General features: G+C 51.5%; 23 protein-coding genes and 1 tRNA gene. 12 read left to right on the top strand and 12 right to left on the bottom strand.

Features of this window, described 5'->3' with window-relative positions; genetic code table 11:
• Positions 1-37: 37 nt before the first annotated feature.
• Positions 38-901 carry a cation diffusion facilitator family transporter gene (locus M467_RS27205; RefSeq protein WP_021067358.1) on the bottom strand — a complete coding sequence of 288 codons (864 nt, stop codon included), beginning with the start codon at positions 899-901 and terminating at the stop codon, positions 38-40.
• 180 nt (positions 902-1081) lie between these two features.
• Here M467_RS27205 and M467_RS27200 point away from each other — a divergent pair, with 180 nt between their 5' ends.
• The 5 genes from M467_RS27200 to M467_RS27180 all read left to right on the top strand — a co-directional run bounded on the left by M467_RS27200 (position 1082) and on the right by M467_RS27180 (position 5747).
• Positions 1082-1393: a hypothetical protein gene (locus tag M467_RS27200; protein ID WP_021067357.1), complete on the top strand. Its 312-nt coding sequence runs from the start codon at positions 1082-1084 to the stop codon at positions 1391-1393.
• Between the two features lie 38 nt (positions 1394-1431).
• Entirely contained in the window at positions 1432-2217 is a 786-nt protein-coding gene (locus tag M467_RS27195) for a class I SAM-dependent methyltransferase (RefSeq protein ID WP_021067356.1), read from the top strand.
• Between the two features lie 144 nt (positions 2218-2361).
• Positions 2362-4734 (top strand): immune inhibitor A domain-containing protein, encoded by a 2373-nt coding sequence (locus tag M467_RS27190; RefSeq protein WP_021067355.1) that lies wholly within the window; start codon positions 2362-2364, stop codon positions 4732-4734.
• Positions 4735-4844: 110 nt separating this feature from the next.
• Positions 4845-4915: transfer RNA gene (locus M467_RS27185), tRNA-Thr, on the top strand.
• A 136-nt stretch (positions 4916-5051) separates the two neighbouring features.
• On the top strand, positions 5052-5747 hold the full coding sequence (locus tag M467_RS27180; RefSeq protein ID WP_021067354.1) for a queuosine precursor transporter: 696 nt from the start codon (positions 5052-5054) through the stop codon (positions 5745-5747).
• A 31-nt stretch (positions 5748-5778) separates the two neighbouring features.
• On the opposite strand, the gene M467_RS27175 is transcribed toward M467_RS27180, so the two are convergent.
• On the bottom strand, positions 5779-6027 hold the full coding sequence (locus tag M467_RS27175; RefSeq protein WP_021067353.1) for a hypothetical protein: 249 nt from the start codon (positions 6025-6027) through the stop codon (positions 5779-5781).
• A gap of 145 nt (positions 6028-6172) precedes the next feature.
• Here M467_RS27175 and M467_RS27170 point away from each other — a divergent pair, with 145 nt between their 5' ends.
• The 3 genes from M467_RS27170 to M467_RS27160 all read left to right on the top strand — a co-directional run bounded on the left by M467_RS27170 (position 6173) and on the right by M467_RS27160 (position 7645).
• Positions 6173-6529, top strand: coding sequence for a PilZ domain-containing protein (locus M467_RS27170; RefSeq protein ID WP_021067352.1), 357 nt, complete (start codon positions 6173-6175; stop codon positions 6527-6529).
• Between the two features lie 87 nt (positions 6530-6616).
• Positions 6617-7249 carry a hypothetical protein gene (locus M467_RS27165; RefSeq protein WP_021067351.1) on the top strand — a complete coding sequence of 211 codons (633 nt, stop codon included), beginning with the start codon at positions 6617-6619 and terminating at the stop codon, positions 7247-7249.
• Positions 7250-7372: 123 nt separating this feature from the next.
• Positions 7373-7645 (top strand): hypothetical protein, encoded by a 273-nt coding sequence (locus M467_RS27160; RefSeq protein WP_021067350.1) that lies wholly within the window; start codon positions 7373-7375, stop codon positions 7643-7645.
• Positions 7646-7717: 72 nt separating this feature from the next.
• Here M467_RS27160 and M467_RS31855 read toward each other — a convergent pair whose 3' ends face one another.
• Together M467_RS31855 and M467_RS27150 are read right to left on the bottom strand one after the other, a co-directional pair.
• Positions 7718-7852, bottom strand: a complete 135-nt coding sequence (locus M467_RS31855) for a hypothetical protein (RefSeq protein ID WP_021067349.1) — start codon at positions 7850-7852, stop codon at positions 7718-7720.
• A gap of 56 nt (positions 7853-7908) precedes the next feature.
• Positions 7909-10572, bottom strand: a complete 2664-nt coding sequence (locus M467_RS27150; RefSeq protein ID WP_021067348.1) for a cation-transporting P-type ATPase — start codon at positions 10570-10572, stop codon at positions 7909-7911.
• A gap of 252 nt (positions 10573-10824) precedes the next feature.
• Between M467_RS27150 and M467_RS27145 the strand changes: the two genes are divergently transcribed.
• Positions 10825-11859 carry a PTS sugar transporter subunit IIC gene (locus M467_RS27145; RefSeq protein ID WP_021067347.1) on the top strand — a complete coding sequence of 345 codons (1035 nt, stop codon included), beginning with the start codon at positions 10825-10827 and terminating at the stop codon, positions 11857-11859.
• 41 nt (positions 11860-11900) lie between these two features.
• Here M467_RS27145 and M467_RS27140 read toward each other — a convergent pair whose 3' ends face one another.
• The 4 genes from M467_RS27140 to M467_RS27125 form a co-directional block, all read right to left on the bottom strand.
• Positions 11901-12947 carry a lipid II:glycine glycyltransferase FemX gene (locus M467_RS27140; protein ID WP_021067346.1) on the bottom strand — a complete coding sequence of 349 codons (1047 nt, stop codon included), beginning with the start codon at positions 12945-12947 and terminating at the stop codon, positions 11901-11903.
• A 230-nt stretch (positions 12948-13177) separates the two neighbouring features.
• Positions 13178-14176, bottom strand: coding sequence for a Gfo/Idh/MocA family oxidoreductase (locus tag M467_RS27135; RefSeq protein WP_021067345.1), 999 nt, complete (start codon positions 14174-14176; stop codon positions 13178-13180).
• Positions 14177-14235: 59 nt separating this feature from the next.
• Entirely contained in the window at positions 14236-14724 is a 489-nt protein-coding gene (locus M467_RS27130; RefSeq protein ID WP_021067344.1) for a GNAT family N-acetyltransferase, read from the bottom strand.
• 80 nt (positions 14725-14804) lie between these two features.
• A complete protein-coding gene (locus tag M467_RS27125; RefSeq protein ID WP_021067343.1) occupies positions 14805-15230 on the bottom strand; it encodes an OsmC family protein in 426 nt (141 codons plus the stop codon).
• A 95-nt stretch (positions 15231-15325) separates the two neighbouring features.
• On the opposite strand from M467_RS27125, the gene cls reads away from it, so the two are divergent.
• Together cls and M467_RS27115 are read left to right on the top strand one after the other, a co-directional pair.
• Positions 15326-16783 carry a cardiolipin synthase gene (gene cls / locus M467_RS27120; RefSeq protein ID WP_021067342.1) on the top strand — a complete coding sequence of 486 codons (1458 nt, stop codon included), beginning with the start codon at positions 15326-15328 and terminating at the stop codon, positions 16781-16783.
• A gap of 231 nt (positions 16784-17014) precedes the next feature.
• On the top strand, positions 17015-17920 hold the full coding sequence (locus tag M467_RS27115) for a sensor domain-containing diguanylate cyclase (protein WP_081637945.1): 906 nt from the start codon (positions 17015-17017) through the stop codon (positions 17918-17920).
• Between the two features lie 191 nt (positions 17921-18111).
• On the opposite strand, the gene M467_RS27110 is transcribed toward M467_RS27115, so the two are convergent.
• The 4 genes from M467_RS27110 to M467_RS27095 all read right to left on the bottom strand — a co-directional run bounded on the left by M467_RS27110 (position 18112) and on the right by M467_RS27095 (position 23287).
• A complete protein-coding gene (locus tag M467_RS27110) occupies positions 18112-20091 on the bottom strand; it encodes a methyl-accepting chemotaxis protein (RefSeq protein ID WP_021067340.1) in 1980 nt (659 codons plus the stop codon).
• Between the two features lie 172 nt (positions 20092-20263).
• Positions 20264-20731, bottom strand: coding sequence for an SRPBCC domain-containing protein (locus tag M467_RS27105; protein ID WP_021067339.1), 468 nt, complete (start codon positions 20729-20731; stop codon positions 20264-20266).
• Positions 20732-20886: 155 nt separating this feature from the next.
• Positions 20887-22365, bottom strand: coding sequence for an AMP-binding protein (locus tag M467_RS27100; protein ID WP_235045187.1), 1479 nt, complete (start codon positions 22363-22365; stop codon positions 20887-20889).
• 61 nt (positions 22366-22426) lie between these two features.
• A complete protein-coding gene (locus M467_RS27095) occupies positions 22427-23287 on the bottom strand; it encodes an SDR family NAD(P)-dependent oxidoreductase (protein ID WP_021067337.1) in 861 nt (286 codons plus the stop codon).
• Positions 23288-23536: 249 nt separating this feature from the next.
• Between M467_RS27095 and M467_RS27090 the strand changes: the two genes are divergently transcribed.
• Complete coding sequence (locus tag M467_RS27090) at positions 23537-24172, top strand: peroxiredoxin-like family protein (protein WP_021067336.1); 636 nt, start codon at positions 23537-23539, stop codon at positions 24170-24172.
• Positions 24173-24190 lie beyond the last annotated feature (18 nt).

Raw genomic sequence — 24190 nt, 5'->3', positions numbered from 1 at the left:
TACGAACGGCGCCGTGAAGCGCAAAAGATAACCGAAATCAGACCGGTTCGATGTGAATGTGGACTGTATCGACGGCATGGTGTTCGTCGAGTTCGCGCTCGATGTCATCACATAAATCGTGCGCCTCCTCGACGGTGAGGCTTCCTTCGACGGCAATCGTCACATCGAGCATGACGTGATTGCCGAGGTGACGTCCTTTGATTTCACGGACTTCCTTGACGGCATCGAAATGTTGGATCGTCTCTTCATACGAATCGACAAGGTCCGGAGGGAACCCGTCCGAGAGCTGATGGGTCGCGTCGAGAAAGATTTGAATCGCCGTCCGGATAATCATCCCGGCGATGAGGACGGCGAGCACCGTATCCATCCACGGTAATTTAAAGTAGGCAAACAGGACGCCGAGCGTCGCCCCGATTGAAATCATGGCGTCGGCGAGATTGTCTTTCGCTGCCGCCTTCAATGCGAGTGACCGGGTCTGCTTGGCCAATCTCGAATTGTACGCATATACGCCGAACATGACGAGCGCACTCACGAACGCGACGACGGCCGCGAGCGGGTTCGGTTCCACGTATTCGCCCCCGATCAGAGTGGCGATACTGTTCAATAGAACGAACACCCCAACGGCGACCATGATCAGTGATGCGACGAGAGCGGCGAGTGTCTCCATCTTGGCGTGCCCGTATTTATGTTCCGCGTCTCGGGGCAGCGCGGCGATGCGAATGCCGATATAAACGGCGATTGAAGCGATGATATCGGTCGTGTTATTGAATCCGTCGGCGAGGACGGCTTCCGAATTATACAAATAACCGAATACGACTTTTAGGACAGATAAGACCAAATACGTCGTGATGGATAAAATGGCGCCTTTGAGCGCTTTTGGTGGATGAGTTGTCGACTGCATCCGACCACCTCCTTATTAGCTAAGTCAGTATACCAGTCGAATGTCGTGTGGGCATAGAGAAACAGTGTTTCCCTCAGTCAAATAAAATGGAATATATTCCCGGTAGTTTCGTCTTTCGATAATTATGGTAAAGTAAATGAGAAGATACCTAACGGTTACCCAACAAAAGAGGTGAAACGAATGTTTACAGAACGTGATGGAATCAAGCTTCGTTTGGAACAAATTGACAGATTACTCGCCGATTTGAACCGAGAAGCAAAACAATTGATGGCTCGTCTACGCGAACTCGACGCAAGCGGTGAAAACCCGCATGAAGTGACGCTCAAACCGGAAGATCGTGATACGCTCAAATCGTCAATCGATGAGACGCTCGAAGCGCTTCAAAGCCGCTCGAAACGCCCGATCAACCCGAATGATGAGAAGAAGAAAGAACTCGCCTCGCATAAGGCGCTCATCGATGAACTGTCGGATTTACTCAGCAAGAAAAAATGAGACGCCTCCGCGTCTCATTTTTTCAGTAAGGAGATGCTATGACCTATATCGTTACGACTTGTTTACGCCCGACCGAGGCAACCATCGAACGGGCCGAGGCTCACGCAGCAAAGTACGGCGCCCGTTTTATCCCCCGACGCAAACACTCCATCGACACGTTAAAGCAACGCCACCAGACAGGCGTCCTCGTCTTCGATAAGCGCCGTGTCGAATATACCCCACTCGACGGAGATGAACCGTTCTTTTTCCATCCATCGAGCTCGGTGTTCCGCGTCAAGCAGCTTGCACGTGGTGGGAACGACCCGCTCGTCGATGCTGCCGCAATCAAACCAGGTGACCGTGTCCTCGACTGCACACTCGGGCTCGGCTCGGACAGCATCGTCCTCAGTCATGCCGTCGGTCCGACCGGTCGCGCCGTCGGTCTCGAGAGTGAGTTCGTCACCGCGATGCTCGTCAAAGAAGGCTTGACCGTCTGGGAAGAGAAACACGACGCGGTCAATGAGGCGATGCGTCGACTCGAGGTCGTCTGGACGGATGCCCTCACCTATTTGAAGTCATGCCCGGACGATTCGTTCGACGTCGTCTACTTCGATCCGATGTTCGAAAAGACGATTTCAGAATCGGTTCACTTGAACCCATTACGTTCACTCGCCAACACGAATCCACTGTCTCTTGAACTCATGACGGAGGCCCGTCGTGTCGCGGCCAGACGGATTGTCCTAAAGGCTCATTTTGAGAGTGAGACGTTCGAAACGTTTGGTTTTACAAGGATTGTTCGCAAAACGTCCAAATTTCATTACGGCATCATCGATGTAGAGACTTGACCCCTTAGGTCTTTAGGACCAGTCGGGACGAAAGTCTCTTTTTCCGATTCTTATTTTCTGAATATTGACATTAATCTGACACAAGTTTAATGTTGGATTCAAGCTCACACAATTTCCCATTATTTTCACAGGAGGTTAGTACAAATGAAAAAACGTTCCATCCGTCGCACGACGCTCGCCGTCGCGCTGACATCGGTCATGAGCGTCAGTGCGATCCCGGCCGTCGGTGCCGCTCCACTCGCCGCCTCACCGCTACCAACCCCGAGCACGAATGCTCCATTCGATCACAACATCATCGATGAGGATCGGCTCGCCAAAGCGCTCGAGAAACGAGGCGTCATCAAAAAAGGGCTTTCGGCCACCGAGCGCCAAAAGGCCGTCGATGCCTATATCGAGAAGAAGCAAGGCAATGCGCAAGACGTCCATAAGCACGGCTTGAACGATAAAGCCGCTGAAGCAAAAGAGAAGATACATAACCAATTCGAGAAAGAATCGAAACGTCTCCTCGATAAAGCGAAAAAAGGACAAGCGAACTATCGGAAAGGCAAGCCGAACGGCCAAGTCAAAGTCGACCCGGCCAAGCAAGCTGGCTATAACGGCGCTGTCCGTGAAGACAAAGTACTCGTCCTTCTCGTCGAATATAGCGACTTCAAACATAACAACGTCGTCCAAGAAGAAGGTTATCTTTATAGCGACAACTTCAGTAAAGAACACTACGAGCAGTATATGTTCGGCGACGAGTCGTTCGAACTGTTCAACGGTGAAAAAGTCCAAACGTTCAAACAGTATTATGAAGAGCAGTCGGGCGGCAGCTACACGGTCGACGGCACGGTTTCTGACTGGTTGACCGTCCCAGGCACGGCGAAAGACTATGGTGGTGACAATCCGGCTGGCGGGAATGACAACATCGGACCAGGTCCGCGTCAACTCGTTAAAGACACGTTGAACGCGGCAGTCGCTTCAGGCATGGACCTCGCCGAATATGATGAATACGATTTATATGACCTCGACGGTGACGGCGACTTCAACGAGCCGGACGGCTTGGTCGACCACTTGATGATCATCCATGCCGGTACCGGCCAAGAAGCGGGTGGCGGTGTCCTCGGTGATGACGCAGTCTGGTCACACCGTTGGGTCGTCGGGAACAGTCCTTACCGTGTAGCTGGAACGACAGCAGACGTCCCGTACTGGGGCGGTCAAATGGCGGCATTCGATTACACGATTCAACCGGAAGACGGCGCAGTCGGCGTCTTCGCTCACGAATATGGTCACGACCTCGGTCTTCCAGATGAATACGACACACAGTACACAGGTCAAGGCGAACCAGTCCAATCATGGTCGATCATGAGTGGCGGCAGCTGGGCTGGTAAAGTGGCAGGTACGGAGCCGACGAGCTTCTCGCCACAAAACAAAGAGTACTTCCAAAAATTGATGGGCGGCAACTGGGCGAACATCACGGAAGTTGATCTTGAAGACATCACACAACAAGGTTTCGTCTCGAAACTCGATCAATCCGTGACGAAATCGACGAACCCTGGATTGTTGAAAGTAAACCTTCCAGACAAGAAAGTAAAAGGCATAGAGCCAGCATTCGGCGAGTATTACTACTACTCGACAAAAGGCGATAACTTGCATACCGAACTCGCAACACCGACGGTCAAACTCGGCGCGGACGGTACGCTCGCTTTCGACACACGTTTCGATATCGAATTTGACTACGACTACTTGTACGTGAAAGCACTCAGCGGCGGCAAAGAAGTCGTCCTTGATGTCTACGGCGATGACAACACTGGAAACGGTGCGGAATCGACGAACGGGGCTTGGGTGAACAAATCGTACGACTTGTCTCAATTCGCGGGTCAAGACGTGCAAATCGTCTTCGAATACGTGACAGACGGTGGACTTGCCCTTGAAGGATTCGCACTCGACAACTTGTCGATTACGTCAGGCGGTCAATCGCTTCTCGCAGACGATGCGGAAGGCGCAGAGAAAGTCACACTCGACGGTTTCGTCAAGTCGGACGGCTATGACACGAAACCTCACTACTACTACCTTGAATGGCGCAACCATGAAGGTGCAGACACAGGTCTCTTGAACGGCCGTGGCGTCAAGTACAACACAGGTCTCGTCGTCTGGTATGCGGATGATTCGTTCTCAGACAACTGGGTCGGGATTCACCCGGGTGAAGGTTTCCTCGGTGTCGTCGACTCGCATCCTGAGGCCCTTATCGGCAACTTGAACGGTCAAGAAACAGTCGCTGGCAGCACGCGCTACCAGATCGCAGATGCGGCGTTCAGCTTAGATAAGACGCTCCCATGGTACATCGATTCACCGAGCCGTGGCATCTATGACTACAAAGCTCAACCAGGCGTGAAACAGTTCAACGACGCCAACACGTACATCAACTCGCTCATCCCAGATGCGGGCCGTAAACTTCCACAATACGGACTCGTCGTCGACGTCGTCGGCGAAGCGAAAGACAACTCGGCTGGAGCTGTTTGGGTCCGGACGAAGTAAGCTTGATTCAACGCACCCCCGCCCTTCTCACCATGAGGAGGACGGGGGTCTTATTATTCTAAAAAAGCTTGAAATTTCATGACAGACTGTGTAACATACTAGATGTAACCGCCTCTGTAGGTTAGTGGCAGACCTCAGCAATGGTAATGCTGCAGCACGAGTTCGATTCTCGTCGGAGGCATCAAATGAAGCGACCTTTCCTTATCAGGACAGGTCGCTTTTTCTTTTGGTCATGGAAACTGTCTTGACACGGTTTCCGTTCCTCTATAAACTTGTAAAGTTGACAGAATGAATGATTTGGAAGGAGTACGATCCCCATGCACAATGAATGGTTATGGATTCCTTCTGCCTTGCTCACGCTCGGTCTGCTCGTCCTCAGCTACAAGCTGTTCGGACGCGTCGGACTGTTCGCCTGGATTGCGATGGCCTCGGTCGTCGCCAACATCCAAGTGACGCAGCAGATTGTAATCGGTGGTTTCATCTTTACTCTCGGGAATATCGTCTACGGTTCCCTTTATTTAGCGACAGACATCTTGAATGAAAAATACGGTCGTCATACCGCCCGTAAAGGCGTCTGGCTCGGCTTCTTCATCTTGATTGTCTCGACCGTGCTCATGCAATTCGCATTGCTCTACGAGCCGTTTGAAGAGGCGTTGTTCATGCATGAGAGCTTCGAAGCGCTGTTCTCGATGCTTCCGCTCATCACGCTCGGTAGTCTCGCCGCGTACCTCGTCTCGCAGCTGTTCGACGTCTTCATCTATTCGAAGATTCGCGCCAAGACGGGTGAGAAAAAACTGTGGCTTCGGACGACCGGTTCGACCGTCGTCTCTCAGTTCATCGATACGCTCACTTTCTGTACGATCGCCTTCTGGGGCATGGAATGGGATATCTGGTGGAACATCTTCATCACGACATATGTCGCCAAGTTCATCATCGCTTGGATGGCGACGCCGTTCATGTATTATGCGAAACGGACCGTCCCACAGGACGACGAAAAAGAAGAAGCAGCCTAAGCAAAACCGCGAGCCCATCGGCTCGCGGTTTTTACTTTCCTTTGATATGGAGCCGCACCGCATAAGGGCGTGCATCTTCAAGCGACGATTTCTCCCGACAAACGGTGAGTGCCACGTACGCGTCGATGGCGAGCGCCTCGATGGCCTCGTCCGTCGCCTCGACCTCTAGTATGGTGTAGGGCGGCAGTTTTTCGATTTTGACCCACTGCCCGTGTAGATTTTTCGCGTAGATGATTGGTTCGTCGATCGAATAGCGTCGGAGTAAGTCCTTGACGTTCATACGATCCCTCCTTCACCAACTCTGTCTTTCTATTATAGAAAGCGTTTGCAATTCTGTAAACCGCGCTTCCTAAATTTTGGTGGCTCCCCCCTTCACGAATCGCCACAAATAGCCGATAATCTAGGTAGAGAAATGAGGTGAACCGATGCGCTATCGACGACAAGAAACGTTTCGCTATATTTTACCGAATCCCCGCTTCATCCCATATCGCCTCATTTGGGAAGACAAAGAACTGCATGACGGGGAAGCACAACTGCTCAATATCAGTGCCCACGGTCTGAAGATGCGGTGCGACTACTTATTCCCACTTTCTGAAGGATTGAAAGTCCAAGTCAAACTCGACCTCGTCCCGTTGATTCAACCGCTCGATCTGACAGGTCACGTCCGCCACCGCGGACAAATGGGAAGCCTATATGATTACGGGATCCGACTCGAATCAGACTCAGACGAGACCCAGCAACTCGTGACGATGATTAAAGCGTATGCTCGTGAAAACCAATGAGAACGTGTCGATTGACACTTCTCATTTTTTGTTCGCTTGATTCCGGGGTATACTAATGGAAACAGAGACAGACTCGAGGTGTAGGGCATGACTAGAAAGTTTTTACTCATTCCGTGGGCCGCTGCGATCGCGATCGCGCTCCTCGGCCCGAACGAACCGTTCTCGAGCCGGTTTTTGCTCGATTTCATCACGTATAACACGGACGCCTATGAAGGATATTCGCTTTCCCTTTTCAGCATCCTAGGCGTCTATCCGCTCGCCTTGTTCCCGCTTCTTTGGTCCGAGGTGAACCAGTTGCGCCCGAACCCGCTCTTACCGGCAGCGACCGGTTTCGTCGTCGGCGGCTTCATCATCGCCCCGTACTTGGCGTTCGCGCGGCAGTCGCCTTATCCGACACCGATTAAGCCGCTCCCGACGCGACTGCTCGGGGTGCTGCTCTTGCTCGTCACGATCGGCTTGTTCATCGCCGCCTCAACGACCGGGAACGTGGCCGAATATTGGTCTTACGTCGAAAAGAACCAGTTCGTCCGGACGATGACGGTCGATTTCTTCTTGCTCGCCTTCATCCAAATCACGTTGATGAATCGGGATGCCAAGCGCTACAAGATGAGTTTGTGGCCTCTGCCTTATATCCCCTTGTTCGGTTTGTTGTTCTGGCTAATCATTCGCCATAAACAACCGTTCAACGAGGCACCACCGAACCGCCACAAATTAAAATGAGACGAGCCCCTTTCACATTCAACACGGAAGGGGCATCTCCATGGAAACCGGGATGACGGTTCCCAAATCAGGCCAGCTCCTTTATACTGAGAATTCAGCTTACAGACGAAAGAAGGTACACCAATGAGATTTTTTAAAGTGATGACGCATACGAACGACAGAGGCGAAGACATCATCTTGAGCGAATACTTCAAAATTAACGACAAACAAGTCGATCAGTTTTTGAAGGACACGCTCGAGCTTGATATGTACGACCAGAAAGTGACACTGAAAGAGTGTCAAATCGCCAAAGACCGTTGGGAATGCCCGGTCGGCGATTTCGTCGTCGTCGAGTATTTCAATGAGAAAGAATTCGACAAGATGACCGAGTATCGCAGCCCGGCACCGAAGAAATAACAGTAAAAAGGGATTTCCGACATTGATCGGAAATCCCTTTTTGTATGAATCGCCGATCAAGCATCGGCGTCCTTAGTTTGAGTCGTCATTGTCCTGTTCCGGGTCTGGATCTGGATGTTGGGTCGGTGCCGGTTTAGTGGCCGGATCTGACTCTTCATCCGGGACTGGATCTGGGTGTACCCCAGGTTGTGATTCATCACGTTTCATTGAGCATCCCTCCTCTGCATAATGCATTAATTCCACATTCAGTCTTCACTAAAACATTAGTGTATGTCTTTGTTACCGATGACACGACGCGAGATGGCTTTCTCGATTTCGACGATGACAAAGACGATGAGACCGAACGCGACCGGATAAATCCAGTCTTGCAGCTCGAGCGGTGCCGTACCGAACAGCGTATGCATGAACGGGACGTAGGTGATGAACAACTGGAGCCCGATCAGTAGTGCTGAGACGACAAAGGCAATTTTATTGTCGAAGAAATGACGGTTGAACGCTGGCGCGAGCTCGGTCCGACAGTTGAACAAGTGGAACAGTTGCGCCATGACGATCGTATTGAGCGTAATCGTCTGCAACTTATCGGTCGAATAGTCGAAATCACCGAGCATATAGTTGATAATTAAACTACCGCCCCCGATTAAAATCGAGACGAACGTGATTCGGAAAATGTAATAGCGACTTAATAGCGGTACGTTTGCTGGACGCGGCGGCCGTTTCATCGTGCTCTCTTCAAGCGGCTCGAACGCGATGGCGAGCGAGAGCGTGATGGCGACGACCATGTTGACCCAAAGGATTTGAACCGGGCTGAGTGGTGCCGCTGCGCCAAGCAAGATACTCATGGCGACGAGAAGTGCTTGTCCACCGTTTGTCGGGAGCAAGAACAAAATCGTCTTCTTCAAGTTATCGTAGACACGGCGTCCTTCACGCACGGCGTTGTAAATCGTCTTGAAGTTGTCATCGACGAGGACCATCTGCGAGGCCTCTTTCGCGACTTCCGTTCCTTTAATCCCCATCGCGACACCGATGTCGGCCCGTTTCAAGGCTGGTGCGTCATTGACGCCGTCTCCGGTCATCGACGTAATTAAGCCGTTCTGTTGCAACCCTTTGACGAGACGAAGTTTATCGTTCGGGCTCGTCCGGGCGAAGACGTCATTATGAACCGACGCCTCTTTGATTTCTTCGTCGGACATGTTCGTCAATTCTTTCCCTTCGAGGGCACCTTCGACTTCCATGCCGAGTTCTCGCGCGATGGCGACGGCCGTGTCTTTATGGTCCCCGGTGATCATCTTGATACGAATCCCAGCGTCACGACAAGCCGCGACCGCTTCGATTGCTTCTTGACGTGGCGGATCGACGATACCGTATAGGCCGAGGAACGTGATGCCGTTCTCGACGTCTTCGTGGTCGACCGTCTCTTTCGAGGCGTCGACGCGCTTGAAGCCGCCGCCGAGCACGCGTTGTCCGCGGTCGGCAATCTCTTTTCGTTTCTCATCCCAATAGGCGCGGTCAAATTCCGTGTCTTCCGCCATATCGAACAGGCGGTCCGGCGCCCCTTTGATGAAAATCATGCGCTCGCCCTTATAATCGACGAGCGTCGCCATATATTTGTACTCCGAATCGAATGGAATCTTCGAGATGACGTCCAAACGTTCGATCGGCCGCTCCGCCTTTTCGGCGAGCGTGAGCAAGCATGCTTCCGTCGGATCACCATTGACGACCCATTCGCCGCCTTCTTCGTACAACTGAGCGTCATTACACGTTTTCCCGACCGTTAGCAAATCGATCATCGACTCGTCATCATCCAAGTCGAACGGTTGACCGTTCAATTCCAAATCACCGTCCGGCTCATAACCGCTCCCTGACACTTCGATGTCGTGTTTGGCCGTGACGACTTGTTTGACGGTCATCTCGTTTTTCGTCAACGTCCCGGTCTTATCGGTACAGATGACCGATACGGCGCCGAGCGTCTCGACCGACGGTAGGCTGCGGACGATGGCTTTTTTCTCAGCCATGTTCCGGACACCGAGCGCGAGGATGATTGAGATAACGGCCGGTAACCCTTCTGGAATCGCGGCGACGGCGAGACCGATTGTCGTCAGCATCAACTCAATCGGGTCGAAATCGCGGACGAAGTAACCGAACGCGTAAATGACGACCGAGATGACGAGGATGGCGATCGATACCGTCTGACCAAACTTCGTCGTCTGGCGAATGAGCGGCGTCTTCACCGTCTCGACTTCAGCAATCGAGGCGTTGATTTGGCCGAGCTCCGTGCCTTCTCCGATGGACGTGACGATTGCTTTCGCACTTCCTGTCGCCACGCTCGTACCCGAATAAATCATGTTCTTGCGATCACCGAGGACGGCGTCTTCCGGTACGACTTGAATTTTCTTTTCGACCGTCGTCGCTTCGCCCGTCAATGCCGATTCCTCGACTTTGAACTTCTCCGCTTGGATGACACGGGCGTCAGCCGGGACCTTGTCCCCGGCGGCAAGGACCAAGATGTCCCCGACGACGAGGTCACTCGAGTCGACTTGGCTCTGCTTGCCGTCACGGATGACGCTCGCCTTCGTCTCGAGTAACTTTTTAATGCCTTCTAACGCTTGCTCGGCCTTGTTCTCTTGGAGATAACCGACGACCGCGATAATCGTCACGACAAGCACGATGACAATCGTATCGATGTACTCCCCTAAAAAGCCGGTGACGACAGCGGCACCAAGTAAGACGAAGACAAGAATATCATTGAACTGACGCAAAAATTTTATGATTTCAGGTGTCTTCTCTTTCTCGGGCAATACGTTCTTTCCATACTGCTCTTGCCGACTTGACACTTCCCCTTTCGACAGACCACTGTTCGTGTCCGTCTCGAGCGAACTCTGTACCACATCCGGTTCGAGTGCGTGCCAATTTTTGTTCTCCATCTGCATCTCTACTCCTCCTTGGTCATTCCTATATCAAAAGTCTTTCCCCTTTCTGTTCCCACTCCGGACCGGACTGACACATATGAGCTTGTTTTTTCCCAAATTTCACAGCAGATCTTGTTCACAATTATCCAATTCCGAAGATGGAAACGCTACCACCAAAAAAAAGTCTTGTCAGTTGGATGAAATGGCTTTACAGAACCGTTCGAATGGTTAACTATAGAGGAAATATAGAACAGAGAGAAAGAGGTACACCATATGGTCATTATTCAAGGTATCGCACTTTTACTGTTGATTCTTGCCTTATTCACATTATTCAGCTACAAAGCCCCGTTTGGGATGAAAGCGATGGGCGCCCTTGCCGGCGCCGCCATCGCCAGTTTCTTGGTCGAGGCGTTCAACGCCTACGCCATCGGCGGTCTGCTCCCGCTTCCTTTATATGAAGAAGTCGGACAAGCAGCCGGTTCATTATCAGGTCCGGCCGCAGCCGCGCTCGTATCGATTGCCCTCGGTATCAATCCGGTCTACGCGCTCATGCTCGGACTTTCGGTCGCGGGCTTCGGAATTCTTCCCGGCTTTTTCGCCGGCTATATCCTCGCGCTCGTAGGTCGAAAATTGGACCGGCACTTGCCGGCCGGTGTCGACATGATCTTCTACGTCATCATCATGGCTCCGCTCGCCCGCCTCGTGGCGACTGGCGTCGATCCGCTCGTCACGAACACGCTGACACAAATCGGTGCGGTCATCGAACTTGCCGCGACGCAAAATCCGGTCGTGATGGGACTTGTCCTTGGTGGCATCGTCACGGTCGTCTCGACATCGCCACTCAGCTCGATGGCACTCACAGCGATGCTCGGTTTGACGGGTGTGCCGATGGCCATCGCCGCCCTCGCGTTGACGGCGTCCATCTCGATGAACTTCTTGCTGTTCAAGCGGTTGAACATCGGGACGAAGAAAGACCAACTATCGGTCGCGATCGAACCGCTCACGCAAGCCGACCTCATCTCGGCGAACCCGATTCCGATCTACAGCGTCAACTTTGTCGGCGGTGCGATTGCCGGACTTATCGTCGCCATGACCGGCATGGTGAACGATGCCCCAGGTTCTGCTGCCGGGATTCCGGGATTGCTCGTCATGTACGGCTTCAATGATTGGCAGACCGTGACCGTGACGGCGCTCATCTTGTTCGGCGTCGGAATCGTGGCCGGACTTGTCGGCAGTAAACTGTTCAGTAATTTCCCAATCACACGCCAAACCGAAAAAATGGCCGCTTCCGACGAAGAGGCTGCTTAATACAAAAGGTTCTCACTCCATCTCGAGTGAGAACCTTTTTGTTATCGTTCCGCTTGCACTTCGGCGACCGTCTCTGCGACCGGTGTCCGATAGAGCGGAAAGAAATCAGATGGCCCGTGGCGGAGCAGATGATCTTGATTCAACCGATGATAGACCACTTCGTCGAGCACAGCTTGACCGATGTAATACGTGAGCGGCTCGTCACCCGAGAAACTCTGCTTGAAATCAAAGAGCGCATCTTCCCCGGTCGCACCGCCACCGAGATGAACGTACGCCTTCTCCTTCTCGACCGCGCGACGAATCATTTCACGGAACAAGAAGTGGTTTGGCCGGAGCGCCAAATAGTTCGCATCCGAGCCTCCAAGATGATAGTGGGCCCCGTCGTCCCCGAACAACATGAACACGCCCGCCACGATGACGCCTTCATGGACGGCAAACAATAATTCCGTCTCACACTTATCGCTGTTCCATAGGTCCTCGAAGTATCGGTCCGGGAAGTAATAGATGTCGTTCGCAGCACGCCGGTCCATCGTGGCCCGATACAGTCGAATGAACTCACACAGTTCATTCGACTGCCCACGAGCGACCGTCACCTGTTCACGTACAGCTCGCTTCACGTTCCGTTTCGTCATCTTGCTGAAACGTTGCTCAAGCTGTTCGAACGAATCATCAAGTCGGACGTGGACCGTCTGCCGAATCGGGACGGCTTGCCCGAATACTTGCATCAAGTCCGGATCGACGCGACATGGATGATAACGAATCGTCTCGGTGACGGTCGCTTGATTTTCAGGGCGTTGCAGAAAAAGTCGGCGTGCCTCCTTGACGTCCTCGTTCGTGAAGTTGCCTTCACGGAACGGGCCGCCATAACCGTACGCCGTCACGAGGTCGTCGTGGCGATGCGCGATCGGACGACGGATGTACGGGTAGAGTAAGATCCCGTCATCTTTGGCCGCGATATACAACTCAGGCTGCTCGCCGGGTTCACAGTTGGCCAACACGTAGTCGTAATGGTCATACGAATCACAGTTGACCTCCCGCAACCAGTTCTCCCACTCCCAACGGTGTTTCACGATTTGATTGAACATCATCCGTTCCCCTCTTCCTAATATTCGTCATTGGTTCGAAGCGTGACAGGACAGTCTGAAGTCGTTTCCTATGTCCTGTTCCCATTCACCGCTGACTATTTGAAAGAGACGGATAGCTTTTTGTTGTTAACAAACATGAAGCGAGTTTGTTCATTCACAATAAAATCATCATGATTTCTTTTGAATTATGGAAAAAGACGACCGTGCCGAACACGGCAGGTCGTCCTACAAAATTATGAGTTGAAGTCGAGGACACGTTGGGAACGGGACGACTCACGGGCCGTCTCGATGACACGTGTCGTCAAAAGCGCGTCCTCAAGTGGGACGAGCGGACGTCGTGTCGTATAGCTATCCGCGAGCGCTTGATAGAATGTCACATAGCCGCCCGGTTCGATGTCAATCGTCGTTTCCGAATCCGTGACGACCGCTCCGGTCTCACGGTCGGGGCATCTGACTTCTCCGTTCCGGAGACACGCCTCCTGTGGATCGAGCCCGAATTTGAGGAAGCTGCCTTCCGTCCCGTGCACTTCGAACCGCGGTGCCTCGATGGCGATGAACGGGTTCGAGCGAAGATAGACCCGCTTCTCTCCATAATGCAACGTCACATGGAACCCATCATCGGACTGGCCCCCGTCACGTTGAATCATGACATCGGCCGATACCTTATCCGGCGCCCCGAACAGGACGAGCGCTTGGTCAATCAGATGGCTGCCGAGGTCAAATAAAATCCCGGCCCCAGGTCCCGCATTCTCACGCCAGCGGTCACGGACAGTCGGACGGAATCGGTCGAAACGGGACTCGAGCACTTTCCAATCGCCGAGGCGTTGGTCTTCGAGCAATCGTTTGACCGTCAAGAAGTCTCCGTCCGTCCGCCGATTATGGAAGACGTTGACGATTCCCTCACTTGCCTGTTCGAGCGCGATCAACGTCTCCCCTTCCTCTGTCGTCACGAACGCCGGCTTCTCGACGAGCACGTCTTTCCCCGCTGTCAGGCACCGTTCGACCATGTCTTTATGTAAATGGGATGGCGTCGTGATGACGAACAACGAGGCCTCTGTCGCAAGTGCCTCATCTAGCGTCGCATACAGCGTGACGTCGCCGAGGACGGCTCGTACGTCTTCTGGGCGTGATGAGACGACACCGGCAATATGGAAGTCATCAAGCTCCTGTAAAAATGGTAAATGGAATGTCGTCGCGGAAAAACCGAAACCGACAAGTATTGTGTTGATCATCTTGTTTCCTCCCATCAATTCGCTTCTCAGTATATCAAAAAAAGGGGTTGGTCGACCCCTTACGCACTGACACTCTCATCCATATTGTATTCAAACGTGTTGTATCCGTCCCGTGAGTCCACGAAGACGAAGCCAAACCGTGGATAATAACTATTCAAGAACGCATTGTCAGCCACACAGTCGAGCCGAATCGGTTCATGTGTGTCGGCCTCACGCAAGACGTGCTCCATCAGTTGCTGACCGATGCCTCTGCCTTTCAATCGTTCGCTGACGACAATCCGATGGATGTATTGACCGCGTTCGCCATCTTCCCATAAATTGTGGTCCCAGTCATCTGCCGGAAGTAAGGCAATCGAGGCCAATACCGATTCGTCTTGCTCGTACACGTAGACGTGTCCCGAGGAGATGTCCGTCTGCACCCGATCCATGAGGTCTTGCTCCAAATATTCCGTCCATTGATCGCTACCTTGTTGTTTTAGCGCTACGGCTCGTTGTTCGATTAGGTCCGCGATGTGCTTGGCATCGCGTTTCGTCGCGAGTCGAATCATAACGTCCTCCCTTTGTATTGCAGTATTTGAAATACAAATATAACGGACCGTTTCGACTCTTTTCAACCATCTTGCTCACGTCACGTGAACGGGACGACCTCGCCGCCGTTCAACTGATAACTGTACGTCATCGTCGCGTTCAGACTGTGCGACACGGAACAATAGCGGTCGACCGACAACTCGATGGCACGACGGACCCGTTCTTCCGGCATATCCCCGTCGAGGACGTACAAGATATGAATCGCCGTGAACTTCTTCGGATGTTCCGTCGCCCGGACGCCGTCGATTTTCATCTCGAACCGCTCGAGCGGCAAGCGCATCTTATGCAGAATCGAAACGATATCGATGCCTGTACAGGCCGCTGTTGCCTGCAACAGCATCTCGGTCGGTCGTGGACCGGTGTTGAGACCACCGACGTCCTCCCCGGCGTCTAGCGTCACGTCATGTCCCGACGGCGTCGTCGTCTGGAACGCCATCCCTTGTTTCCAATTCACTTGTAAATGCATCTTTGTCTCCTCCTTATGTTTCGATAGCTTACTATTCCCTTGAATGAGGTATTATTAATCTATGCACTGAAATTGTCGTTTAGGGAGTGGGTCGCTTGGATTGGTCGGTCATTATTAGTTGGGGACTGTATATCGTCCTCGGGTTGAATTTATTGTTCGCTTTAGCCGTCATTTTCGCGGAGCGCCGTGATGTCGGGGCGACGTGGGCATGGCTGCTCGTCTTGTTCTTCTTGCCAATCCTTGGTTTCATCGTCTACATGTTTCTCGGGCGGCAGTTGAAGAAGGACAACTTCTTTAACTTAAGCGTCGAAGAGCGCTCGTTCCACGCCCTGCAAGTCGACAGTCAAATCGAGCAGATTCGCCGGAAAGAGACCGCTTTGGCTCAACCTGTGTTCGAGAAGTACGAGCAATTGCTCGAGATGAATTTGCGCTCGTCAAAGTCACTCATTAGCGTCCACAACAAATCCGCCATCATGCATGACGGAGAACAGAAATTCAAAGCGCTCATGGACGATATTCGGAGCGCCGAGACGGAAATCAACATTCAGTACTATATCATTCAACGGGACGCGCTCGGGAAGGCGCTCATCCACGAACTGATCGAGCGTGCCAAGGCGGGTGTCAAAGTGCGTCTCCTCTATGACGCGGTCGGCTCGCGCAGCCTCCGCAACTCCGACTTCAAAGAATTGATTGCCAATAACGGCGAGGTCCGTGTCTTCTTCCCGCCGACACTCGGCCTCATCAACTTTAAATTGAACAACCGGAACCACCGGAAAGTCGTCATCATCGACGGCAAAATCGGCTACGTCGGCGGCTTCAACGTCGGGACCGAATACCTCGGTCTCGTCGAGAAGTTTGGCTACTGGCGTGATACGCACCTTCGAGTCGAGGGAGACGTCGTCTACCATTTGCAACACCGGTTCATTCTCGATTGGAACTATTCCGGCAGCAAACATCATGACCCGGAGAACTCGTTCTGTTTCGCCCGCCATGACATCAAGGATATGTCGCCGATGCAGATCGTGACGAGCGGTCCGAACTCAGACACGGAACATTTGAAAAACATGATGATTAAAATGATTATGTCGGCGAAGGAGCGCGTCATCATTCAGACGCCTTACTTCATCCCGGATACGAGTTTCATGGACGCCTGTAAGATGGCGCTCCTGTCCGGTGTCAAGATGGACATCATGATTCCCGGCAAGCCCGACCATCCGTTCGTCATGTGGGCGTCACTCTCGTTTCTCGGCGAACTGCTCGACTATGGGGCGAACGTCTATATGTACGGGGAAGGTTTCCTGCACGCCAAGACGCTCGTCGTCGATGATGAGATTTCAACCGTCGGGACGACGAACTTAGATGCCCGCAGCTTCCGGTTGAACTTTGAAGTGAACGCCGTCATCTATGACGAGCGAGTCGCGCTCGAACTCGCCTCGTTGTTCGAGTCAGACGTCGCCGTCAGCCGGAAGTACACGATTGACGATTATTCAGCCCGGAAATGGACCGTCCGAATGCGCGAAGGCGTGTCACGATTGCTCAGTCCGATCTTATAACCTCCATTTATTGTAGTCGCCCTGTTATGTCGGATTAGCCATCGACATGATGGGGCGATTTTGATGTGGCGATGGGGAAAGATTACCTCACAACAAGCTGTGACGGTTTCTCGTCATATTCTAAATTTTGTTAGCTTTTAAAAGAATAATCGCTAGTTCTTTCCCAATTTAGGGTATAAAGTATCAGTACGAACGTCCTACACTACCGCTACGGTTAGGAAAGGAGGAAGTATGCGTTCACGCATATGTCATACAATGGCTGATCAAGAACGGACTCATCATGACACGCACACCACGAAACCCGATCCTTCCTCATGGGACCAGCTTCCAATCGGCCTGTTCGCCTTCGATCGGCACGGCCAAATCGTGAGCTACAATGAATCATTTGTCCATTTACTTGGGATACTTCCAACCTCGAATCTAATATTCGAGCGATGTAGCTCTTCCTCGTTCGACTTCTTGGGCGCCATCCGGAACGTCTTAAACGGGGAGACAATTCGCATGGCTGGCTGGTATAAAGCTCCAGAGAAGCAGGCTCGCTTCATCCGGACGACGATGTCCCCGAGTTTTTCAGCAGATGGAAAACTCGACGGCGGTGTCGGTATTTTAGAAGACGCGACGGAACAACGTCGCTATGAAGAGCGGATGGAACACTTGTCGTCGCTCGATCCGCTAACTGAACTATACAACCGGAAGAAAGTCGGGGATGTTCTTTCGACGACGGCTCAGGAGACCGTCGATAAGCGGGCACCCGCCGCTGTCATCATGCTCGATATCGACTATTTCAAACTCGTCAACGACACGTTCGGCCACCCGACCGGTGACCTCGTCTTGCGATCGATCGCTCAACTGCTCAGGCGCAACATCCGCAAGTCGGACTCGATTGGACGCTGGGGCGGAGAGGAGTTTTTAATCGTCGCCCCCCAGTCGACACTCGCCGATGGCGTCCAGCTCGCGGATAAGCTCCGGCAGAAGATTAACGCCGAGCCGTTCGGTCCCGTCCCGCGCGTCACGTGCTCGTTCGGCGTCAGTTCGCTCGAAGGCGGAAAGACGGTCGAACAGGCGCTTCAAGACGCGGACGAGGCGCTTTATGTCGCCAAGAACCGCGGCCGGAACCAAGTATCGAGCAAACGATAGTGTTGAAAAAGGATGCGTCCATGCATCCTTTTTTTGTGGACAGACGATTCCGTCAAGTTGGCTTGCCTTTACAAACTTGAGGTAGATGATGCCAGGGCATTCATTCGGTCATCAGTCAGTGAAGCATACTTGTAATAAACAAAAAAGGGATGATCATCTGCCTCGAACAGATCGTCATCCCTTTTACTTTTTTATACGTTGAAGCGTGACACGAGCTCCTGCAACTCTTCCGCCATATCCGCAAGTGACTTCGCGGATTGTGCAATCTCTTCCATCGAACCGAGTTGGTCCTCGGTCGTCGCCGCCACTTGCTTCGAGGCGACCGAGTTCTCGTCGGCGATATGGGCGATTTGCGTCGCTGCGGCCGAGACTTCCTCGACGTTGGCGGCAATCTCTTCGACCGTCGCCGTCACGTCCTCGATGCGCGGCGTCATCGCCTGCGTCTGAGTCATAATCGTTCGGAAACGCTTGGCCGTGTTTTCCGTCGTCTCGAGCCCGGCTTTCGTATGGGCCGACACTTCTTTCATCAACTGGACCGAACGTTCTGTCTCTTGTTTGATATTGTCAATCAACTCGGAAATCTGTTTCGTCGACTGTTGCGATTGTTCGGCGAGCTTCCGTACTTCGCTCGCGACGACGGCGAAGCCTTTCCCGTTCTCACCGGCCCGCGCCGCTTCAATCGCAGCGTTCAAAGCGAGCAAGTTCGTCTGGGTCGCGATCCCGTTGATGACGTCGACGATATTGCCGATCTCGTTCGACCGTTCCGCGAGCGAGTGGATGACTTTCCCGAACGTCTCGACCGATGAGTCGATTGCTTGCATCTGGGCAACGTTTTCTGTGACAGCAGTCGTCCCGTTCTCAGCCTCGAGCGCCGTCTCCCGTGAAAGCTCTGACACGTCGGTCGAGCTTTCCGCGATGCGCATGATGCCGCCAGTGATGGCTTGGAGCGATACGGCGTTATCGTCGAGTTGACGTTTCGAGTCATCCGCTCCGGCGGCCATCTGTTGGACCGCTCCGGCGATTTGTTCCGAGGCAGCTGTGTTCTGCGCCGAGTTCGCCATCAGTTCCTGTGACGAGGCGGCGACTTGTCCGATTGATTGATCGAGATTTTGGATGATGGCGCGCAAGGAACGCGTCATCTCGTTGAAGCTCGCAGCGACACGACCGACCTCGTCATTCGACTCGACGACGATGTCTTCGGTCAAATCACCGGCTTGAATTCGTTCAGCCCCGACCGTCAAACGGTTCAACGGACGCAAAATCGAGCGTAAGATGACATAGAGCAATCCCGCTGCCAAGACGAGCATCAATCCGATTACTCCAACGGTCGTCCATAAGATTCCAGACGTCTCATCCGTGATTTCCTCATCATAAAGCGTCCCGGCAATCTTCCATCCCGTCAATTCGTTCGTCATGAAGTCCATCTGTTTGCCTTTATTTTCGAACTCATAGGCAAATCGGCCCGCGTCTTCCGCATAGAGCGGTTCAATCCATTCGCCTTCCCCTTTTTCCCCGGCCGCCATCGTCGGATGGGTGACGAACTGTTGCAACGCATCAAGAATCGTCACGTAGCCTTCTTTCCCGATTTGAATGCTCGCCGCGACGGCTGCGATATCGTCGACGTCGACGTCCACCGCAATCACCCCGCGACCATCTGTCCCTGTCTGCGACAGCGTGATCATCATCTTGTTCGAGGCTGCATCGACATATGGGTCCGTCACGACGACGTTCCCACCGGCCGCATCAGCCGCCTCATACCACGGTCGTGTCCGTGGGTCGTAATCATCCGGTAACTCTTGCGCCGGATAAATCGTCATCTCGCCTTCAGTCGAGGCGTAGTAAATATTCGTCACGTTCGGATGCGTCTCCAAATACTCTAGAAACTTCTCTTCCAAGTCAAGGTTCTCCGTCCCCGACTCGTAGAGGGACGAATCAATCCGTCCGGCAAAGAAAGCGACATCGCGTTGAATCGGTTCAATCAGGTTGGTGATCTCATCATTCATCCGCTCCACTCCCGCGTGGGCCGATTGCATGATTTGTTCGGTGATTTTCTGTTTCGCCTGATTGTAGGCGACAAAGCCAATCAATAAAGAAGGAATCAATAATAACACCAACGACATCGTAATCAGTTTTTGTTTAATGGTAATCGTACGGTCGTGCTTTCGTCTCATAAAACATCTCCCATTCTCGAGAAAAACTCGTTATGTTAACCTTTGTATCGGACAGATGGAGGAGGATGTTGACACCCTAGACAAAAAAACATCACCTTTTTCTATTTTTCATCATTGAAACCCTTTTCATACACAAAAAAACCGTCTGTTCGCATGAAGCGAACAAACGGACTCAGTCGTTGGTCAAATAGCGGGCCAGATTGTCGAGTGTGGAGCGAAGTCCGGCATCATGGTCTTGTTTCTGAATACCCGGCGGCACGTTCTCACAGACGATCGTGATGCGCGTCCCTCCATCGAGCGCCTCCAAATACCACGTCTGAATCATCTCACCAGCAAAGGCCGGGTCGGATGACTCGAACGTTCCGATTTGAACGATTTTGAGGCCGGGAACGAGGTCCAAAAAACGGCCGTTCGACACGTCGGTCCGATCCGTCGTTTTGCCGGAGGCGAAATCAGTTTCTTCATACGTAAGAACGAGCTGGTACGTGCCTCCAATCCAAGGCTCGAACACGGTGGCGCGAGCCGACATGCCTTCCGGCGGTAACCACTCGACGAGCTCATCAGGGTTGAGAAATGCTTGATAGACCCGTAAAGGTGTTGCCTCAATCCATGTCGTGGCTGTATCGATACGTCGATTCATGTCTTCATCACTCCTTGCTACAATGCTGAGGACGTCCGGCTGTGCTCTGATCTCTAGTACTCGATAAAGCGTTCCATCACTTCTTTTCGAACGGTGAGTGTTCTAAACGTATCTTGATGTGGCACTCAATTTTTATCACTCGAGTCTTTAATTACTTAGTCCTCAACACGAGTCATTGTTTGAACTCGTCTCCTATCCAACTTGCCTACAGGTGTATACGGCAACTTCTCAACAAAAGTGATTTCTCGGGGGATTTGGTATGCAGCCACTCGCGTGCGTAACCAGCTCAAAAGTGCTTCCTCCGTCATTTTATTATCAGCATATAGCTGTACGAATGCCTTCAAAATTTGGCCAGCGTAGACATCGTCCACACCGATGACAACGACGTCTTCGACACTCGGATGATTGCACAAAGCAGCTTCGATTTCCGAGGGATAGATATTGTTGCCGGCTGAAATGATTAAGTCGTCTGTTCGTCCACATAGAAAATAATAACCGTTCTCGTCCCGGTAACCCATATCGCCAGTTTGAATCCAAAGGTTTGGGCTGTTTTTCATGGACCACTTATTCCGAATACAAAATTGCCCAATCCTGCCGGGTTCAACTTCTTTTCCATCCACGACTACCTGCAAGTGGCTTCCCGAAATTGCTTTTCCAAGCGTGTCTGGATGATCATATAAATCTTTGGGTGTAGCAATGATATTCAAGCCGGCTTCCGACGTTCCATATAGGTTGTATAAGACGTTCCCCAGATGATGAGTTACTTCACTCACTAAAACCGGATTTAGTTTTGCACCTCCAGACGCAATGCAAACCAGGGATCCGAGCGCTTCTTGATCGTGCTTCAACATTTTATGGACCATCAAAGGAACGACCGTGACCACTTCCACTTGATGCTGCCGAATGAGGGCGCATGCGTTTTTCGCATCAAAGCTCTCTTGAATGATAACTTTCTTTCCTAAAGCCAGAAATGATAGCAGGACAGCGATCCCGTAGCCATGATAAATCGGCGTTGCAATATAGGCCGTGTTGTATGTTGGCAGCTGCAATCGGTTCAGTAAAGCCGCAAACGGATTTAGAAAATTAAACAAGGATGGGCGGTGAACTACTTGTTTGGGCTTTCCAGTTGTACCACCGGTCAACAAGACAACCTTTCCGCTGGAAGAGGCCGTCAGTTTGTCTTTTCGATGTGGAACCGACGTTGACAACCTGTTGATGGATTCATGTGTTTCATGATAACTGACGAGTTTCGCATGTTGATATGAAGATTTTTCAATCAATCCACTAAATTCTTCATCGTAAATCAGGAAGTCGAAACGATGTTCTTGCACGAGGCGATCGAACTGTAGTTGACTCATCGAACAATTGAGCAAGTATATATCTGCGCCGAGCCGTGAGGCAGCAAAAATGCCTTGCACGAACGCCGCATGGTTTTTACAGAAGAACGCTACTTTATGTCCTTTAACAATTCCATACCTCTCTGCTAAAAGAGAAGCGAGATGTTCAGAGCGCTTCTGCAACTCCTCATAATTGAGTGTTCCCCGACTATCCACCAAAGCAGTCTTTTGGCCTCCTGTCTTTTCCGTCAATGAAAAAAGAAGCATCAGGTTTACACCGTTTTGACGGATTGCCAAGCAAAGACGTCCTAAGTTCGATGGGGAAAGAAAATTGAGCTGCGACAATATGTTCAATAAATTAAACATGGTCTCTGTCACGCTCCTTTTTCTTTACTAACTTGAGAACGATAAAGGATAACGGTGATCTGAACACAACTGAAGCCCATTGACCTAGAATCAGCCACCACGGTTTATAAACGTTTCGTTTCGTATACAAGGCGTGTCCAATCATTTCCGCCACGTGAACCGGTGACATGGCAGGAGAACTTTGATAAGCAATGGTCGGTTTAATCATGGGTGTTCTCACGAGCGGCAGGTAAATAGAAGTAGTGTATATGTTTTTAACTTTCAGTTCCGGCTCCGCCGAGCGCAACCACGTATCAAACGCGGTTTTCGACGCCTGGTAGGCAGCCCAATAAGGTATGGGGAATAACAAGACGTTGATAGAGGAAACATTGATGATTTGCCCATTATTCTTGGCAAGCATCGGAATGAGCGATAGCAATAACTGGACCGGGGCAAAATAATTAAGTGCCATTGTACGTGTGAAGTCATGGTAACGATCCAGCGAATGGGCGATTGGACGGTTTATGGAGATGCCGGCATTGCTGACGACAACATCTAATCCGTTCGTCAATTGATGCAGAAATGCCAGCAAGCCTTTTCGTTCCTCTTCATTTCGCAAATCTGCCGGGAATACTGTTACACGGGCTGTAGCCTGTTCAATGTCGACTTTCATGATGTTCATGTTTGCTTCGCTGCGGGCCACTAGAATCAGATGCGCAGTCGTTTCCGCTAATAGATAGGCAAACTCTTTGCCAATCCCTGAACTCGCTCCAGTAATCAGGACAGTCTTCCCATCCATTTCTTTTTTCATCTTCTCAAAATTGAAGGAAGGCGATAAAAACAGGGCTCTCTCCAATAGAGTGTAGTTATGCATGTCGCCAGCACCTTTTTATAAAATATCGTGATTTGATTAGTTAGCTTCTCACTAATTCATTTCATAAATTTTACCATTATTATCCGATTCATGAAATAGGTAAGGATATCGTGAATACATTCCACATAAAGGCGTCAATACGGGATTTTAATTTCCACGTTCAAGTGTTGTACGTAATGTTATAAGGAAATCCTCATAATTGTAATCCCAAATTTGTTAAGTTACCATATCGGAAAAGGGGGTAAAGATTTGAATACATTATTGGAAGAAATCAAAGCGTATAAAGAACAATTTAAACAAAAGGCACCAGCCGAAAAGCAACGATTGATGGCACAGGCGACGCAAGAATTGAAAGATTCGGGGATGGCGTCCGGTCTAGTAATAGGCGATCAAGCACCGATGTTTGAATTGTCTCATGCGGACGGAACTCAAATCGATTTGAAGGTACTTCTTCAAAAAGGACCTGTTATCGTCACGTTTTATCGCGGTGGATGGTGCCCCTACTGTAACCTCGAACTCCGAGCGTATCAGCGAGAATTGGCACAAATCGAGGAAAAAGGTGCGACACTCGTGGCCATCAGCCCGGAAACGCCAGATTATTCGCTATCGACGAAAGAAAAGAACGAGCTCGACTTTTACGTATTGAGTGACGTGGACAACCAAGTCGCACGACAATTCGATCTCGTCTTTGATATGCCAGATTACTTAATTGAGATTTACGAAGCATCTGGACTTCACGTTGATTCACATAACGGGAATGAGGACTGGCAGCTTCCGAAGCCAGCGACATTCATCATTCAACCAGATGGCACGATTTCATTCAGTGATGTACCCTCTGATTATACGGAACGTGTCGACCCGAAAACAGTCATCGGAAAATTGTAAAAAGTGAGGAGATGACAC

It is taken from the genome of Exiguobacterium chiriqhucha RW-2 (assembly GCF_000416965.1).
In the GTDB taxonomy this organism is placed as follows: domain Bacteria; phylum Bacillota; class Bacilli; order Exiguobacteriales; family Exiguobacteriaceae; genus Exiguobacterium; species Exiguobacterium chiriqhucha.
Note: the sequence above shows the minus strand (reverse complement) of the source record. Positions and strands in the feature narration are given on the sequence as shown.

Bases quoted from the DNA above. Each gene is read 5' to 3' on its own strand.
- M467_RS27205 (WP_021067358.1), bottom strand. From the start codon at position 901: ATGCAGTCGACAACTCATCCACCAAAAGCGCTCAAAGGCGCCATTTTA.
- M467_RS27200 (WP_021067357.1), top strand. From the start codon at position 1,082: ATGTTTACAGAACGTGATGGAATCAAGCTTCGTTTGGAACAAATTGAC.
- M467_RS27195 (WP_021067356.1), top strand. From the start codon at position 1,432: ATGACCTATATCGTTACGACTTGTTTACGCCCGACCGAGGCAACCATC.
- M467_RS27190 (WP_021067355.1), top strand. From the start codon at position 2,362: ATGAAAAAACGTTCCATCCGTCGCACGACGCTCGCCGTCGCGCTGACA.
- M467_RS27180 (WP_021067354.1), top strand. From the start codon at position 5,052: ATGCACAATGAATGGTTATGGATTCCTTCTGCCTTGCTCACGCTCGGT.
- M467_RS27175 (WP_021067353.1), bottom strand. From the start codon at position 6,027: ATGAACGTCAAGGACTTACTCCGACGCTATTCGATCGACGAACCAATC.
- M467_RS27170 (WP_021067352.1), top strand. From the start codon at position 6,173: ATGCGCTATCGACGACAAGAAACGTTTCGCTATATTTTACCGAATCCC.
- M467_RS27165 (WP_021067351.1), top strand. From the start codon at position 6,617: ATGACTAGAAAGTTTTTACTCATTCCGTGGGCCGCTGCGATCGCGATC.
- M467_RS27160 (WP_021067350.1), top strand. From the start codon at position 7,373: ATGAGATTTTTTAAAGTGATGACGCATACGAACGACAGAGGCGAAGAC.
- M467_RS31855 (WP_021067349.1), bottom strand. From the start codon at position 7,852: ATGAAACGTGATGAATCACAACCTGGGGTACACCCAGATCCAGTCCCG.
- M467_RS27150 (WP_021067348.1), bottom strand. From the start codon at position 10,572: ATGCAGATGGAGAACAAAAATTGGCACGCACTCGAACCGGATGTGGTA.
- M467_RS27145 (WP_021067347.1), top strand. From the start codon at position 10,825: ATGGTCATTATTCAAGGTATCGCACTTTTACTGTTGATTCTTGCCTTA.
- M467_RS27140 (WP_021067346.1), bottom strand. From the start codon at position 12,947: ATGATGTTCAATCAAATCGTGAAACACCGTTGGGAGTGGGAGAACTGG.
- M467_RS27135 (WP_021067345.1), bottom strand. From the start codon at position 14,176: ATGATCAACACAATACTTGTCGGTTTCGGTTTTTCCGCGACGACATTC.
- M467_RS27130 (WP_021067344.1), bottom strand. From the start codon at position 14,724: ATGATTCGACTCGCGACGAAACGCGATGCCAAGCACATCGCGGACCTA.
- M467_RS27125 (WP_021067343.1), bottom strand. From the start codon at position 15,230: ATGCATTTACAAGTGAATTGGAAACAAGGGATGGCGTTCCAGACGACG.
- M467_RS27115 (WP_081637945.1), top strand. From the start codon at position 17,015: ATGCGTTCACGCATATGTCATACAATGGCTGATCAAGAACGGACTCAT.
- M467_RS27110 (WP_021067340.1), bottom strand. From the start codon at position 20,091: ATGAGACGAAAGCACGACCGTACGATTACCATTAAACAAAAACTGATT.
- M467_RS27105 (WP_021067339.1), bottom strand. From the start codon at position 20,731: ATGAATCGACGTATCGATACAGCCACGACATGGATTGAGGCAACACCT.
- M467_RS27095 (WP_021067337.1), bottom strand. From the start codon at position 23,287: ATGCATAACTACACTCTATTGGAGAGAGCCCTGTTTTTATCGCCTTCC.